The following is a 14,217-nucleotide window of genomic DNA, read 5'->3' as shown; positions in this document are numbered from 1 at the left end:
GGCATCCATCACCCGGCAAGTCGCACCCCCCATGCGCCGTTGCGACAAGGCGCCAGCCGGATGACGGATGACGGATGACGGATGTCAGTCCGCGGCGAAGAACTCCAGGCCGGCGGCGCGGAAGTCGCGGGAACCGGGGGTGTTGAAGTGGTGGCGGCCGGGGATCTCGACGAACGTGCCGTTCGGTGTCGCATCGGCAAGTCGCCGGGATCGCGGAAGAATCGCGTCCTCGCTGCCGGTGGCGAAGAGCACCGGCTGCTGGGGAGGCCGGGCAGGATCGGGGTCGCCTGCCTCACCGAACCGCATCCCCTCGGCGAGCGCGACGAGTGCCGACAGATCGTTGCCCGCCACCCGTTCAGCCAGCGTCACGTAGTTGTTGGTGACCCTGTCGGTGACCGGCGCACCGTCGGCGACATACGCCTTCGCCTGGTCGAGCTGGAGCCGGGCCAGCGGCGTGCCGTCGGGGATGCCACCGAGCACCGCGCGGGTCACCAGCTGCGGGCGGTCGACGGCAAGCTGCCATCCGACGCGCGCACCGAGGGAGTAACCGAGATACCGTGCGGAGTCGATCAGGTAGGTATCAAGTACTGTCGCGAGATCGTCGATGAACGCCCGCATCTCATAGGCACGACGGTCGTGCGGCTTGTCGCTCGCGCCGTGCCCCCGCTGATCGACACCGAGAACGCGGAAGCCAGCTCGGGTGAGGTCGCGGACCCAGCCGGTGTTCACCCAGTTGTCGCGGCAGCTCGACGAGAATCCGTGGACGGCAAGGACTGTCTCGGCGTCCGGGTCTCCCCACGAGTAGGTGGCGATGCGGTACCCCTCGCCCACCATCACGTACTGCGGGTCGGGCATCTCGGTCAGGGGGCGCGGTGCGGCATCCATGGCCCCATTCTTCCGCCGCCCGGGCACGGTGCGGGGCGGATGCCGAAAGTCACGGCGCGTTCAGTGCGTGTGCTGCCCGCTGAATCGCCGCGAGCGCTGCTCCGACCGACGGCACTGACCGGGCACTTCGCCGGGTGATCGCCGAGACCCGGCGCGGGGCGTGGTCGGCGAGGGGGTGGACCGTCACGTCCGGGTTCCGGCTCGCCCGCACGGCAAGGGAGGGAAGAACTGCCACTGCCATGCGCGTCGCGACCAGCGCCTGGACGACGACGTAATCATCGGTGCTGTGACGGATGTCGGGAGTGAACCCTGCGGCCGAGGTCGAGGTCAGCAGGTGACGGCGGCAGCTGATGCATCCGGTAACCCACTGCTCGTCGGCAAGATCGTCGAGACGGATCTCGGCTCGGGCCGTCAGCGGATGCCCGGGGGGAAGGATGATCTGCAGCGGATCGACGGCCAGCGGCGTGCGGTCAGCGTCAACCGGCACCGACACGTGCCCATCGTCGTACTCGAACACGATCGCGATGTCGCACGCGCCTTCCTCGAGCGCGCGAAGAGCCTCTGGTGGTTCGAGCTGTTCCAGCCGCAGGTCGATCCCCGGGAATCTCTCAGCCAGGTCGCTCACGGCACGCGCCGCGATCGTCGCGCTGGCCGAGGGAAAGGATGCGATCCGCACGCGGCCCGCACGCAGGTGCGCGTGGTCGGCGAGCTCGTGTTCGGCATCCTGCAGAGCCGCAGCGAGCGCGTCGGCATGGCGCAGCAGGGCACGCCCGGCATCCGTCACCACGACCCCGCGTCCCTCGCGCGCGAGAAGTGGAACGCCGGCAGCAGCCTCGAGGCGACGGACGTGCTGGCTCACGGCAGGCTGGGTCCAGCCGAGCACCTGCGCGGCGCCGGTGAGCGACCCGGTGCGTCCGACCTCACGGAAGATCAGGATGCTCCGGGGGTCGAGGGCCGGCAGCGCCCGCGGTGCTTCGAGGTCAGCGTGCGTTTCGTGCGGCTCCATCGAATCCCTATTCATTAGCACTGCTTTGGTTTTGCCTTACAAGTATGCCGTTGTGCTGAGGTATCACCCAGTGGTCTCGTTGGAACATGAGAACGATCGGGCTGCTGGGCGGCATGAGCTGGGAATCCACGGCGGAGTACTACCGCATCGCGAACCAGACTGTGCGAGACCGGATGGGCGGGCTGCACTCAGCGAAGATCCTGCTGGACTCCGTCGACTTCGCCGAGATCGGCCGGATGCAGCGCGAGGACCGGTGGGACGATGCTGCCGACCTGCTCGCGACCCACGCCCGTGGTTTGCAGGATGCCGGCGCCGACATGGTGCTCATCTGCACCAACACGATGCACAAGGTCGCGCCCGAGGTCTCCGCGGCGATCGACGTTCCGCTGCTGCACATCGCGGATGCCGCGGCAGCTGCCGTCCAGGCGGCTGGATTGTCGCGGGTCGGGCTCCTCGGGACGGCGTTCACGATGGAGCAGTCCTTCTATCGGGAGCGCCTCGCCGAGCATGGCCTGGATGTCGTGATCCCGGGGGACGCGGACCGCGAGCTCGTGCACCGCGTGATCTTCGACGAGCTCGCGATGGGCATCGTCAGTGATGGGTCGCGCGCCACGTACCGGCGGATCATCGAGGATCTGGTCGCCGAGGGCGCGGAGGGAATCATCCTGGGCTGCACCGAGATCGAACTGCTCGTGACAGGGGAGGATTGCCCGGTACCGGTCTTTCCGACGGCCCGCCTGCACATCGAGGCGGCTGTCGAAGCAGCCTTCGCGTGAGCCGGGGCCCGGGAGTGCGGCGCGTCAGTCGGTGAGCTGCTGAATGCGGATGAGGTTGCCGGCGGGGTCGCGCACCGCGCAGTCCCGCACGCCGTAGTCCTGATCGATCGGCTCCTGCACGATCTCGGCGCCGGCAGCCTCGAGTGCCGCAAAGGTTGCGTCGAGGTCGCGGGCTGCGAGGTTGATCCCAAAGTACGAGCCCTTCGTGATCAGCTCGAGCAGCGTCGTGCGCTCCTGGTCGGTCAGTCCCGGCGTAGCGGCCGGCGGATGCAGCACGATCGCGGTGTCGGGCTGGCCGGCCGGGCCCACTGTGATCCAGCGCATGTCCTCGTACCCGACATCCAGCCGCACTTCGTATCCGAGAACGTCCCGGTAGAAGGCGAGCGACTCCTCGGGGTCGAGATGGGGAAGAAAGCTCGAGTGGATCGTGGTCTGCATACCGGTCACGGTAGTCGCCGCATCCGGTCTGCGCTTCTCGATTCCTGATCGACCGGGCTGCTCGCGACACCTGTCGCGTGTCGGCCGGCTGCCCTAGCCTTCGGACATGAGCCGTGACGACCTCGAGCAGTGGCTGCTGGACTCGGACCCGACGCTGCGCTGGCAGGTTCAGCGAGATCTGACCGGAGCGCCCGAAGACGTGTGGCAGGCGACACGGGCGAGCATGGCACACGAGGGCGATGCTGCGCGGCTGCTCGCGGTGCAGGATGCCGATGGCCAATGGGCGGGAGGCGCCTACTTTTCGGCGGGGTATCGGGGCGAGGGCCCCGGTCAGCCCTGGACCGCGACGACCTGGACCCTCACGACGCTTCGTGAGTGGGGGCTGGATGCCTCGGCCCTGGCCGGCACGGCAGAGAAGCTACGCGAGAACGCTCGGTGGGAGTACGACGACCTCCCGTACTGGGATGGCGAGACCGATGTCTGCATCAACGCGATGACCCTCGCCAATGGGGCGTGGCTCGGGGCCGACGTGTCACCGATCGTGGAGTTCTTCGCGACCAAGACGCTGCCCGATGGCGGGTGGAACTGCGAATGGGTCGAGGGGTCGACGCGGTCGTCGTTTCACTCCACGATCAACGCCGTGCGCGGCATCCTGGCGTATGAGCAGCTCACGGGCGATGACACCCTGACGGCGGTCCGTCATCGCGGGGAGGAGTATCTGCTCGAGCGGCGCCTGCGCTACCGTCTGTCGACGGGCGAACCGGTGGGACCGTGGGCGGATCTGCTGATGTACCCGTATCGCCACCCGCATACGGCCCTCAAGGCCGTCGACTACTTCACCGAGGCCGCAGCGCACGACGGCATCCGCCCCGACGCTCGCATCGTCGACACCGTCGAACGGGTCCGCGCAGCATGCCAGCCCGACGGTAGATGGCTCCAGGGCGAGAAACTCGAGGGCGCTGTCTGGTTCCCGTTGGATGTCGATCCGGGCGAACCATCGAAGTGGGTGACATTCCTGGCGCTGCGTGCACTGCAGCGCCAGGATGCCGCGGTCAGCGGCGAATCGGCCGCGTGACCTGCTTCGCGACACAGGGAATCAGGCCCGCCGCGTCATGTTCGGCGCGCGCCCGGTAGACGCTTGGCGGCATTCCGACGAGCTCAGTGAACCGGGTACTGAACGTGCCGAGGGACGCGCAGCCCACGGCGAGGGAAACCTCGGTGACGCTGAGATCTCCCCGTCGCAGCAGTGTCATGGCGCGCTCGATCCGACGGGTCATGAGGTACGAGTACGGACTCTCACCGAATGCCGCCTTGAACTTTCGGCTCAGGTGCCCCGCTGACATGTGAGCGCCGCGCGCGAGTTGCTCGACATCCAGGGGCGCAGCGTACTCGCGGTCGATGCGGTCGCGGACGCGGCGCAGGAGCACGAAGTCGCGAAGCTCGTCGGGAGTCGGAGGCATGGTGTCCCGAGTCTCACACGATGTGGCGCGCGCTGTCGACGCTGGTGCGGCAGGATCGAGGGCATGACCACGGCTCTCACCGCAGACGGCCTGCGCTTCGTCACGGACTACCACCTCGCAACGCTGTCGACACTCGCGCCCTCGGGATTTCTTCACGTCGTCGCGGTCGGATTCACGTTCGCGGACGGCCTGGTGCGCATCATCACGATGGACGGCAGCCAGAAGGTGCGCAACATCGAGCGCGATGGGCGCGCGACCGTCGCCCAGATCGCGGGACCGCAGTGGCTGAGCATCGCGGGGCATGCGACGGTGTCGCGGGACCCGGATGCCGTCGCGCGGGCCGTGGAACTCTATGCGGCGCGATACCGACAGCCACAGCCCAACCCACGTCGAGTCGCGATCGAACTGCAGCCCGAGAAGATCATGGGTTCTGCGGGACTCGTCGCCCCGTAGCACTGAGCCCGGAGAACAGTTATGGCACACGCTCCCCACCACGATGTGGTCGTGATCGGTGCCGGGCTGGCAGGACTTCGGGCGGCGATCACGCTCGGACACGCCGGACGCGACGTTCTCGTTCTGGAAGCTGCCGACACTGTCGGCGGACGGCAACGCACTGACGTCGTCGACGGCTTCCTCCTCGACCGCGGGTTCCAGGTGCTCAATCCCGCCTACCCCGCCGTGCGTCGGTGGATCGATGTTCAGGCTCTGCGCCTGAAGCCTTTCCCCGTCGGCGTACACGTTCGACGCGAGCACGGCGTCGAGGCGCTGGCCGACCCGCGCCGGCATCCGTCGATGCTCACTGCCGCGCTCCGCAGTGGACTACTCGCTCCGCGGGACGCTGCCGGACTTGCGCGATGGGCCTTGCCGGCGCTCTTGGCCCCCCGGAGGGTGATCCGCCGGGCGACGGTCGGGCGCGATCTGCCGGTACGTGAAGCGTGGGATCGTGCTGGGCTGACCGGCCCGCTGCGGCGCGAGGTGCTCGAGCCGTTCCTCTCCGGTGTCATCGCTGACGGCAGCTTCGACACCTCCGACGCCTTCGTCCGACTGTTGATCCGCATGTTCGCGCTGGGGCGACCGGGGTTGCCTGAACGTGGCATCCAGGCTCTTCCCGAACAGCTTGCCGCCTACGCGCGAACGCTCGGCGCTGAGATTGCGGTGCAGCGCCGGGTGACCGCACTCCGTGAGACTGCCACCGGCGTCGAGGTCGATGTCGCCGGGACAGCCCCGGTGATCGCTGGAGCGGTGATCGTCGCGGTCGGGCCGGATGCGGCATCCGCACTTACGTCGATTCCCGTGCCGCCGACTCGTGGCCTGCAGACGTGGTGGTTTGCGACGGATACCGCGCCCTCAGCATCCGGAATGATCGCCGTCGACGGCACGCGCGCCGGACCGGTCGTCAACACGGCGGTGATGTCGCACGTCGCGCCTTCGTACGCGCCGAAGGGCATGCACCTCGTTCAGGCGACGTGTCTGCTGCAGCGGGCGACGCGCGGGAGCGTCAACGAGGCGCCAACCGAGGTGCAGGTGCGGCGGCACGTCACTCAGATCTGGGGCGCGGATGCCACCGACTGGAGCCTGCTGCGACGCGATGACATCCCGCACGCGCTGCCCGCGCAGTCAGCACCGCTGCGCACCGTCACGCCGGCGCGACTCTCGGAACGCGTTTACATCGCAGGCGATCACCGCGACACAGCCTCGATTCAAGGCGCCTTGGTCTCCGGCGACCGCGTTGCCCACGCTCTTCTCGCCGGGACGCCCGGCTGAAAGACGCGGCCAGCGCGCTACGGCGCGGGCGGCGGAGCGAAGTGGTGCGAGCGCGCGATGTCCTGGGCAGCGCCGGTGCGCAGGAAGGCGAGGATTGCAGCAGCGTCCTCCGGGTCCGACGACGTCGTGGCGACCGCGCCCGAGAACACGGTGTCGATCGCGCAGTCCTGTGGCAGAACTCCCAGCACCGTGACACCCGGGCTGCCCACAAGCTCACTCAGCTGCTGAAAGCCGAGGTCGACCTCGCCATCGGCAAGAAGACGCGCGACGGGGATGCCGGGCCTCGCCTGTACCAGGCGGTCGCCGACCTCCGCGCTCAGGCCCCAGTCCTCAATCATCGACACCAGCGCGGTGCCGCTCGGGCCGGTTGAGTATCCGATCCTGGTCGCTGCTCGGATGGCCTCGCGGACACCCTCAGCGTCCGGGAACGCGGCATCGGAGACCGCGGCCGCCGGGGCGCCAGAATGCGACGGAATGCCGACTGCCACTTGCGACAGCACGAGGGGAGAGACGGTGCCCGGCACGACGTGTCCGCCGACGGCGAGCTTCGCGAGCGCGCCGTCGGCGAGAAAGACAAGGTCAAACTCTTCGCCGGCCGCGACCCGGTCTGCAGCATCCACTCCACCGACCGACTCGATCTCGACGTGTCCGAGCCCAGCGTCGTCAGCCGCCGCCATCAGGTCGGCGAGCAGCAGCCGGGTAGCCATCGACGAGATGGCCTTCACGCGGCATCCTCGAAGGTCTCGGTGTCAACCTCGGCAGCGTTGTTCGCCGAGTACCGAGGACCCGAGATCGTTGCCGTGTCGATGAGGCGCCCCGCGTGCTCCAGGATGTCGGGCGCGACTTCGAGCTGCGCGGCGGCGATGATTTCGCGCAGGTGATCGACGTTGGTGGTTCCGGGAATCGGCACGACGTGCTCGCCTCGGGACGACAGCCACGCGAGTGCGAGCTGGGCCGGGCTCACCCCTGCCTCGGCAGCGAGGGCGCGCCATGCCGGCAGCAACGCTGCATTGGCCTCCCAGTGCGGCGACTGGAACCGCGGCATCCCGCGACGGATGTCTTTCGCCACGAGCTCGTCGGGATCGTGGATGGCATCGGCAAGGAACCCGCGCGCGACCGGCGAGAACGCGACCAGCGCGACGCCGTCGGCCTTCGTCGCCTCGAGCATGCCAAGCTCCGCATTGCGGCTCCACAGGGAGTACTCGTTTTGCACCGCGGCGATGGGCGCGACCTGCTGGGCTTCCCGAAGTCGTGCCACCGAGACCTCTGACAGTCCGATGGCTCCGATCTTGCCGGCGTCGATGGCTTCAGCGAGTGCGGCGACGCTGTCGGCGATCGGCACCGACTTGTCCCAACGGTGCAGGTAGTACAGGTCGATGTGATCGACGCCCAGGCGGCGAAGCGACGCATCAACCTGCGCACGGAGTGTCTCCGGGCGACCGTCGATCACGCGAGCACCATCGACGATCGCCATCCCGCCTTTGCTGGCAAGGATGATCTCGTCCCGTCGACCCGCAATGGCCTTGCCGACCAACTCCTCGTTGCGCCCGCCCCCGTACAAGGTGGCGGTGTCGAAGAACGTGACGCCCTCGTCGAGCGCGGTCTGCAGCAACCGCAGCCCCTCGTCAGGCTGCGGCGCCACCCCGTACGCGTGGCTGAGTGACATGCACCCGAGCCCGTAGCGGGGCAGCGTCATGCGAGCTGCTCCTCCAGCATCCCGAGCACGCGATAGCAGTCGAAGACCTGCCGCACCGACGAGTTGGGTTCGCGTCCCTCGCGGATTGCAGCCACGAACTCGCGGTCCTGCAGTTCGATGCCGTTCATGCTGACCGCGACCTGTGAGACATCTATCGGCTCTTCTTTGCCGTTCACGAGGTCGTCGTAGCGGGCGATGTAGGTGCCGGTGTCGCCGATGTAGCGGAAGAAGGTGCCGAACGGACCCTCGTTGTTGAACGAGAGCGAGAGGGTGCAGATCGCACCTGTCTCGGCCTTGAGCTGGATCGACATGTCCATCGCGATCCCGAGCTGCGGGTGGATGGGACCCTGCATCGCGTTGGCCTGGACGATGCGCCCCGCCTGGTACGCGAACAGGTCGACGGTGTGGGCGGCATGGTGCCACAGCAAGTGGTCGGTCCACGAGCGCGGCTCGCCCTTTGCGTTCGTGTTGGTGCGACGGAAGAAGTAGGTCTGCACATCCATCTGCTGGATGTGCAGCTGGTCACTCTGGATGCGCTGATGGATCCACTGGTGCGACGGGTTGAAGCGGCGAGTGTGTCCCACCATGGTGACGCGATCGGAGGCCTCGGCAGCGGCCAGCGTGGCTTCGGCATCCGCGAGCGAGTCGGCCAGCGGGATCTCAACCTGCACGTGCTTACCTGCGGCGAGCGCGGCCTGCGTCTGCGACGCGTGCATCCCGGTGGGTGTGGCGAGGATGACAGCATCCACGTCGTCGCGCTCGAGGACGGCGTCGTAGCCGACGACGGCGGTCGGAACCCCGTACTTCTCGGCGACGGCCTGCGTGGCCTCGGGCTTGGTGCCGCTGACGACGGTCACCTCAGCGTCGGCGATGTTCGCCAGGCCATCGAGGTGCTTCATGCCGAAGGCGCCTGCGGCACCCACCACGGCGATCCGGACCTTGTCACTGCTCATTCGCACTCCTTCTTCGAACGTGGTGCGCTCCGTGGGGACCGCGCGATCGATCCCCACGGAGCGGGTCTATAGTCAGGCAGTCGCGCCGACGGGCACTTTCTCATCTTCGGCCTGGGCAGCCTCGGTGGGGGCTGCGACCGGGTTGGTGATGACGAGGTGACCGACCGCCGTGTTGGAGGCGGGCACGTGATAGAACCGGTGGTTCACCTCGGGGGCGCCGCCGCCGAACTGGTCGTCCATCGCGCCGCGGGCGATGAGCCACATGACCAGTTCGATGCCTTCGGAGCCTGCCTCGTCGACGTAGTCGATGTGCGGCCATTCGGTAAGGCCCAGCGGGTCGGAGATCAACATGTCGAGGAACGCGTTGTCCCACTCCTGGTTGATGAGACCGGCGCGCGGCCCCTGGAGCTGGTGGCTCATGCCGCCGGTACCCCAGATCTGCACGTTCAGCTCAGGGCCGTCCCACTTGTCGATGGCACGGCGCAGCGCCTTGCCGAGCTCGTAGCACCGGCGGCCCGAGGGCACCGGGTACTGCACGACGTTGACCGCGAGCGGGATGACCTTGACCGGCCACTCCTCGACCTGGCCGTACACGAGCGACAGTGGCACCGTGAGTCCGTGGTCGACGACCATCTCGTTCACGAGGGTCAGGTCGAAGTCGTCCTGAATGACCGACTGTGCCAGGTGAGCAGCGAACTCTGGGTATCCCTTGACATCCGGCACCGGGCGCGGGCCGTAGCCCTCGTCGGCAACCGGGTACTCAGCGCCCGTACCGAGCACGAACGTCGGAATCAGCGAGGAGTCGAAAGCCGTCGCGTGGTCGTTGTAGACCAGGATGACGACATCCGGCGTGTTCTCCTTTGCCCACTTCCGCGTCCAGGTGTAGCCGTCGAAGACCTTCTTCCAGTACGGCTCTTCGGTCTTGCCGAGGTCCATCGCTGCGCCGATCGCCGGTACGTGCGAGGTGTACAGCGCCGAGGTGAGCTTGGCGGGAGCATCCGGCCGCATCGTCTCGGCCTTCTCGCCGGGCTGCGGCGGCGTCCAGCCGTCGAGGTCCTTCATGCGATTGCCCTCGGGACGACGGCCACCGCCGATCATCATGTCGCGGTAGGCGGCCTCGCTCATGCCGGTCATCGAACCGGCCATCTGCTGGAAGCTCAGACCGTGCGTGGCTCCGAGCTTGGCGAGGAAGTAGATGTTGCCACCCTCTTCCATGGCCGAGTTCAGGTCGAGGTCGAGAATCGCCTGACGCGCCTTGGGGGTCAGCTGCCATTCGTCGAGGTAGGCCTCACGGTCGGCGAGGTACCGCTCGCGATTCTCGGGCTTCATGAACGACATGCAGAGCTGGTTGATCTGGTAACCCTTGCGGGCTTGCTCGGCGTCGAAAATGATCGTGCCGGGGACGTTCTTGTAGGGCTTGTCCAGTGCCATGGTCAGTCTCCTTCTGGCCAGTAGAGTCGCCGCGGGTTCTCGACCAGCAGCTTGTGCTGCAGCTCGGGGGTCGTAGCGATCTGGGGGATGTAATCGACCAGCAACCCGTCATCGGGCATGTGGTCCTTGAGGTTGGGGTGGGGCCAATCGGTTCCCCACAGCACGCGGTCGGGGAACTCCTCGACCACGCGTCGGGCAAACGGCACGACATCGGTGTAGGCGTGCTGTTCACCGTCGAGAGCCCGAGGCCCGGTGATGCTCAGACGCTCAGGGCATGACACCTTGGTCCACACGTTCGGGTTCTCGCGCATGAAGCGCAGGAACAGTCCGAACTCGGGACCGTCCGGATCCTTGCTGACGTCGGGGCGGCCCATGTGGTCCACGACGACATCGGTGGGGATGGCGGAGAAGAAATCGTAGAGGTCGGGAAGGTCCTCGGCCTCGAAGTAGATCACCACGTGCCAGCCCAGCGGGGCGATCTTCGTGACGATCTCGTCCAGCGAATCGGTCGGCACACGATCGACAAGTCGCTTGACGAAGTTGAAGCGCACCCCGCGTACCCCCGCCGCGTGCAGCTCGGCGAGCTGCTCGGCGCTGACGTCGCGGCGCACGGTGGCCACACCGCGGGCGCGCCCCCCACTGCGCTCGAGCGCGTCGACGAGAGCTCGGTTGTCGGCCCCATGGCAGGTGGCCTGCACGATGACATTCCGATCAAAGCCGAGCTGGTCGCGCAGCGCGAAGAGCTGGTCGGCCGACGCATCGCAGGGTGTGTACTTGCGCTCGGGCGCGTAGGGGAACTGCTCGCCCGGCCCGAAGACGTGGCAGTGGGCGTCGACGGCGCCCGCAGGCACCTGGAAGGTCGGCGTCGAGGGTCCGTCGTACCAGTCGAGCCACCCGGGGGTCTTCTCGAACCCTCCGCTCGTGTCACCGTGGGCCATCGTCAGTCCTCCACGTACTCGAGGCCGGCGGCGGCAAGCGGCTCGCGCATGCCGTAGATGTCGAGGCCCAGAACGCCCTCGCGGAACTTCTGGCGCTTGGCCTCTTCGTTGTCTTCGCGCTTCTGGCTGGCGTCGGCCACCGCGCCGACGAGCTCACGGGGGACGACCACGACGCCGTCGACATCCGCCACCACGACATCGCCCGGGTGCACCAGGGCATTCGCCACCACGACATCGACGTTGACCGAGCCGAGGGTCGCCTTCACGGTGCCCTTGGAGTTGATCGCGCGGGAGAAGACGGGAAAGTTCATCTTTTCGAGGTCGGCGACATCGCGCACACCCCCGTCGATGACCAGGCCCTTGCAGCCGCGGGCGGTGAGGGAGGTCGCCAGGAGCTCGCCGAAGAAGCCGTCCTCGCTCTCGGTGGTGCAGCCGGCGACGATCACGTCACCCTCCTGCACCTGCTCGGCAGCAACGTGGAACATCCAGTTGTCGCCGGGCTGGAGCAGCACGGTGACCGCGGGACCGCAGAGCTTCGCACCGGTGTAGGCGGGACGGATGTAGGGGCGCAGCAGTCCGACGCGGCCCATCGCCTCGTGGATTGTCGCCACGCCGAACTGCGAGAGGCGCGCGACATCTGCCGGGTCGGGCCGGTCGATCTTCGTGCGGACGATGCCGAGGTTGTTCAGTCGCATGATGGTCCTCTCACTTACCTTGGGCCGTCAGCGCCCGGTCCAGCCGCGGGTAGACCCGGCGGGCGTTGCCCTCGAAGACGAGTTCTCGTTCGGCATCCGTCAGGTTCGGGGTCGCGTCGACGTAGCGCTTGGTGTCGTCGAAGTAGTGACCGGTGCGCGGGTCGATGTCTCGCACGGCGCCGATCATTTCGCTGGCGAACAGGATGTTCTCGGTCGGGATGACCTCGGTCAGGAGGTTGATGCCGGGCTGGTGGTAGACGCAGGTGTCGAAGAACACGTTGTTCAGCAGGTGGTCTTCGAGCTCGGGCTTGCCGAGCGCCATCGCCAGGCCCCGGAAACGGCCCCAGTGATAGGGAACGGCACCGCCGCCGTGCGGGATGACGAACTTCAGGTCAGGGAAGTCGCGGAAGAGGTCACCCTTGAGCAACTGCATGAAGGCCGTGGTGTCGGCGCCGAGGTAGTGGTCGCCGGTGGTGTGGAACTGCGGCTTGCACGAGGTGCTCACGTGGATCATCGCGGGGATCTCGTACTCGACGAGCTTCTCGTAGATGGGGTACCACGAGCGGTCGGTGAGCGCCGGGGCGGTCCACAGCCCACCGGAGGGGTCGGGGTTGAGGTTGATCTCGACAGCTCCGAGCTCTTCGACGGCGCGCACGAGCTCCGGCAGCGAGGTGGCGGGATCCGCACCGGGCGACTGCGGCAGCATCGCGCCCATGATGAACCGGTCGGGGAAGAGTTCGCTGACCCGCGCAACGAGGTCGTTGCAGATGCGGGCCCAGGTCTGGCTGACCGCGAGGTCGCCGATGTGGTGGGCCATGAAGGATGCCCGCGGGCTGAAGATCGTGAGGTCGGAGCCGCGCTCGTTCATGAGCTTCAGCTGGTTGGCCTCGATCGTCTCGCGGATGTCGTCGTCGCTGATCTGCAACGCTGCGGGGTCGGGAGCCTCGCCCTGACCGTTCGCGAAGGCGATCTGCAGGTCACGCCACGCGCCCAGCTGGGAGGGGGCGGTCGTGTAGTGGCCGTGGATGTCGATGATCACCGAGTGTCGTCCTTGTCACTGGATTGGCGCAGTCACTGGAGTGGCGCTGTCGCGAGCGGATGCTTGTTTCGAGGGTAAGTCGAGGCTTCAGTGTGGTCCAATAGATTCCGGAGTCCCTCTCCATAGACGGAGTCGATGCATGACCATCCCGGATTTGAATCAACTGCGCACTTTTGTGGTGCTCTACGAACTGCGCAGCCTCACGGCGACCGCGGAGTTCCTGCATGTCACGCAGCCCACGGTGAGCTATACACTCGCGCGTCTGAGAGAGCGCTTCGGCGACGATCTGTTCCGGCGCGAAGGGCACGTCATGGTGCCGACGACCCGCGCGACCCAGCTGTTCGGGCCGTTGCACGAAGCGCTCGCGCAGATCGAGTCGACGGTGAGCGAGACGGCATCCTTCGATCCATCAGCATTCACGGGAGAGCTCTCCCTCGGGCTGACCTCGATCGGCGAGCAAACGTTCTTGCCTCCGATCATGGCGGCACTGGCTCGTGAGCGATCGACTGCGCGCCTGGCGGTGAAGCGGCTGGACGCCGACGAGGTGGAGGAAGAGCTGGTGCGCGGACACCTTGATCTCGCCATCACCGTGGCGCTGATGGATGCCGCACGCCTCTGGCGCACGCCGGTTCGCGCTGTGGAGTACGTGGCGCTCACGTCGCGGCGGCATCCGTTGCCCCCGCCAGGTCCCGACATGTTCGACGGCCGCGGGTTCGTGCGCGTGTCATCCCGGGGCGGGCACACCTACCCCTTGCAGCTGCTTCTCGAACACGGACTCATGCCGCAGGTCGCACTGACTGTCGAGGAGTACGGCACGCTCCCTGCGGTGCTGCAAGACACGGACCTCGTCACGTTCCTCCCGCGCCACGTTGCCGAGGTCTTCTGCGGCTGGTTCCCGGCGCTCCGCATCGCGGACCTGCCCTGGCCGGGCCAGAGCACGCCGGTGGCGATCTTTACCCGGCGTGAGTCGAGCCTCACGCCGGCGCAGCGCTGGTTCCGCCGTCTCGTCCACGGCGCGGTCGTCGAGCCCGGCACCGAGATCTAGCTGTACTGCCCAGGCAGGTTGTTTGAGATCCGGCTGATGGGCGGGAGCTTCCCGATCGCAGTGTGGGGCCTGTGGTGATTGTAGAAGTGCA

16 protein-coding genes are annotated in these 14,217 nt (G+C 67.3%); 5 read left to right on the top strand and 11 right to left on the bottom strand.

From position 1 onward, the window contains the following. Window positions 1-84: 84 nt before the first annotated feature. Window positions 85-885, bottom strand: coding sequence for an alpha/beta fold hydrolase (locus BGO47_RS03800; RefSeq protein ID WP_292708741.1), 801 nt, complete (start codon window positions 883-885; stop codon window positions 85-87). Window positions 886-934: 49 nt separating this feature from the next. Then, entirely contained in the window at window positions 935-1,891 is a 957-nt protein-coding gene (locus tag BGO47_RS03795; protein WP_292708739.1) for a LysR family transcriptional regulator, read from the bottom strand. Window positions 1,892-1,977: 86 nt separating this feature from the next. Here BGO47_RS03795 and BGO47_RS03790 point away from each other — a divergent pair, with 86 nt between their 5' ends. Beyond that, on the top strand, window positions 1,978-2,667 hold the full coding sequence (locus BGO47_RS03790) for an aspartate/glutamate racemase family protein (protein ID WP_292708738.1): 690 nt from the start codon (window positions 1,978-1,980) through the stop codon (window positions 2,665-2,667). A 24-nt stretch (window positions 2,668-2,691) separates the two neighbouring features. Here the strand turns inward: BGO47_RS03790 and BGO47_RS03785 are convergent, their stop codons facing one another. Beyond that, entirely contained in the window at window positions 2,692-3,105 is a 414-nt protein-coding gene (locus tag BGO47_RS03785) for a VOC family protein (RefSeq protein WP_292708737.1), read from the bottom strand. Window positions 3,106-3,211: 106 nt separating this feature from the next. Between BGO47_RS03785 and BGO47_RS03780 the strand changes: the two genes are divergently transcribed. Beyond that, the gene (locus BGO47_RS03780; protein ID WP_292708735.1) at window positions 3,212-4,180 is read left to right on the top strand and encodes a squalene cyclase; all 969 of its coding nucleotides are present in this window, start codon (window positions 3,212-3,214) and stop codon (window positions 4,178-4,180) included. Here BGO47_RS03780 and BGO47_RS03775 read toward each other — a convergent pair. Continuing rightward, on the bottom strand, window positions 4,158-4,565 hold the full coding sequence (locus BGO47_RS03775; RefSeq protein ID WP_292708733.1) for a helix-turn-helix transcriptional regulator: 408 nt from the start codon (window positions 4,563-4,565) through the stop codon (window positions 4,158-4,160). The two genes, BGO47_RS03780 and BGO47_RS03775, sit on opposite strands and share 23 nt — an antisense overlap. A 63-nt stretch (window positions 4,566-4,628) precedes the next feature. Between BGO47_RS03775 and BGO47_RS03770 the strand changes: the two genes are divergently transcribed. Both BGO47_RS03770 and BGO47_RS03765 read left to right on the top strand, forming a co-directional pair. Next, window positions 4,629-5,018, top strand: a complete 390-nt coding sequence (locus BGO47_RS03770; protein ID WP_292708731.1) for a TIGR03618 family F420-dependent PPOX class oxidoreductase — start codon at window positions 4,629-4,631, stop codon at window positions 5,016-5,018. 21 nt (window positions 5,019-5,039) lie between these two features. After that, window positions 5,040-6,329, top strand: coding sequence for an NAD(P)/FAD-dependent oxidoreductase (locus BGO47_RS03765; protein WP_292708729.1), 1,290 nt, complete (start codon window positions 5,040-5,042; stop codon window positions 6,327-6,329). Between the two features lie 17 nt (window positions 6,330-6,346). On the opposite strand, the gene BGO47_RS03760 is transcribed toward BGO47_RS03765, so the two are convergent. The 7 genes from BGO47_RS03760 to BGO47_RS03730 form a co-directional block, all read right to left on the bottom strand. Then, on the bottom strand, window positions 6,347-7,054 hold the full coding sequence (locus BGO47_RS03760; RefSeq protein ID WP_292708728.1) for a substrate-binding domain-containing protein: 708 nt from the start codon (window positions 7,052-7,054) through the stop codon (window positions 6,347-6,349). Then, a complete protein-coding gene (locus BGO47_RS03755) occupies window positions 7,051-8,025 on the bottom strand; it encodes an aldo/keto reductase (protein WP_292708726.1) in 975 nt (324 codons plus the stop codon). Before BGO47_RS03755 ends, BGO47_RS03760 begins: the two co-directional genes overlap by 4 nt. Further along, the gene (locus BGO47_RS03750; protein ID WP_292708724.1) at window positions 8,022-8,978 is read right to left on the bottom strand and encodes a Gfo/Idh/MocA family oxidoreductase; all 957 of its coding nucleotides are present in this window, start codon (window positions 8,976-8,978) and stop codon (window positions 8,022-8,024) included. The genes BGO47_RS03755 and BGO47_RS03750 overlap by 4 nt, the downstream gene beginning before the upstream one ends. 72 nt (window positions 8,979-9,050) lie before the next feature. Continuing rightward, complete coding sequence (locus BGO47_RS03745; RefSeq protein ID WP_292708722.1) at window positions 9,051-10,409, bottom strand: protocatechuate 4,5-dioxygenase subunit alpha/beta; 1,359 nt, start codon at window positions 10,407-10,409, stop codon at window positions 9,051-9,053. Between the two features lie 2 nt (window positions 10,410-10,411). Further along, window positions 10,412-11,347 carry an amidohydrolase family protein gene (locus BGO47_RS03740; RefSeq protein WP_292708720.1) on the bottom strand — a complete coding sequence of 312 codons (936 nt, stop codon included), beginning with the start codon at window positions 11,345-11,347 and terminating at the stop codon, window positions 10,412-10,414. A gap of 2 nt (window positions 11,348-11,349) precedes the next feature. Beyond that, window positions 11,350-12,042: a 4-carboxy-4-hydroxy-2-oxoadipate aldolase/oxaloacetate decarboxylase gene (gene ligK / locus BGO47_RS03735; RefSeq protein WP_292708719.1), complete on the bottom strand. Its 693-nt coding sequence runs from the start codon at window positions 12,040-12,042 to the stop codon at window positions 11,350-11,352. Between the two features lie 10 nt (window positions 12,043-12,052). Beyond that, window positions 12,053-13,081: an amidohydrolase family protein gene (locus BGO47_RS03730; RefSeq protein WP_292708717.1), complete on the bottom strand. Its 1,029-nt coding sequence runs from the start codon at window positions 13,079-13,081 to the stop codon at window positions 12,053-12,055. A gap of 139 nt (window positions 13,082-13,220) precedes the next feature. Between BGO47_RS03730 and BGO47_RS03725 the strand changes: the two genes are divergently transcribed. Continuing rightward, window positions 13,221-14,126: a LysR family transcriptional regulator gene (locus BGO47_RS03725; protein ID WP_292708715.1), complete on the top strand. Its 906-nt coding sequence runs from the start codon at window positions 13,221-13,223 to the stop codon at window positions 14,124-14,126. Window positions 14,127-14,217 lie beyond the last annotated feature (91 nt).

Source organism: Microbacterium sp. 67-17 (assembly GCF_001898325.1).
GTDB classification, from domain to species: Bacteria; Actinomycetota; Actinomycetes; order Actinomycetales; family Microbacteriaceae; genus Microbacterium; species Microbacterium schleiferi.
This window is presented reverse-complemented; position numbering and strand designations above follow the sequence as displayed.

Bases quoted from the DNA above. Each gene is read 5' to 3' on its own strand.
- BGO47_RS03800 (WP_292708741.1), bottom strand. From the start codon at position 885: ATGGATGCCGCACCGCGCCCCCTGACCGAGATGCCCGACCCGCAGTAC.
- BGO47_RS03795 (WP_292708739.1), bottom strand. From the start codon at position 1,891: ATGGAGCCGCACGAAACGCACGCTGACCTCGAAGCACCGCGGGCGCTG.
- BGO47_RS03790 (WP_292708738.1), top strand. From the start codon at position 1,978: ATGAGAACGATCGGGCTGCTGGGCGGCATGAGCTGGGAATCCACGGCG.
- BGO47_RS03785 (WP_292708737.1), bottom strand. From the start codon at position 3,105: ATGCAGACCACGATCCACTCGAGCTTTCTTCCCCATCTCGACCCCGAG.
- BGO47_RS03780 (WP_292708735.1), top strand. From the start codon at position 3,212: ATGAGCCGTGACGACCTCGAGCAGTGGCTGCTGGACTCGGACCCGACG.
- BGO47_RS03775 (WP_292708733.1), bottom strand. From the start codon at position 4,565: ATGCCTCCGACTCCCGACGAGCTTCGCGACTTCGTGCTCCTGCGCCGC.
- BGO47_RS03770 (WP_292708731.1), top strand. From the start codon at position 4,629: ATGACCACGGCTCTCACCGCAGACGGCCTGCGCTTCGTCACGGACTAC.
- BGO47_RS03765 (WP_292708729.1), top strand. From the start codon at position 5,040: ATGGCACACGCTCCCCACCACGATGTGGTCGTGATCGGTGCCGGGCTG.
- BGO47_RS03755 (WP_292708726.1), bottom strand. From the start codon at position 8,025: ATGACGCTGCCCCGCTACGGGCTCGGGTGCATGTCACTCAGCCACGCG.
- BGO47_RS03750 (WP_292708724.1), bottom strand. From the start codon at position 8,978: ATGAGCAGTGACAAGGTCCGGATCGCCGTGGTGGGTGCCGCAGGCGCC.
- BGO47_RS03745 (WP_292708722.1), bottom strand. From the start codon at position 10,409: ATGGCACTGGACAAGCCCTACAAGAACGTCCCCGGCACGATCATTTTC.
- BGO47_RS03740 (WP_292708720.1), bottom strand. From the start codon at position 11,347: ATGGCCCACGGTGACACGAGCGGAGGGTTCGAGAAGACCCCCGGGTGG.
- ligK (WP_292708719.1), bottom strand. From the start codon at position 12,042: ATGCGACTGAACAACCTCGGCATCGTCCGCACGAAGATCGACCGGCCC.
- BGO47_RS03725 (WP_292708715.1), top strand. From the start codon at position 13,221: ATGACCATCCCGGATTTGAATCAACTGCGCACTTTTGTGGTGCTCTAC.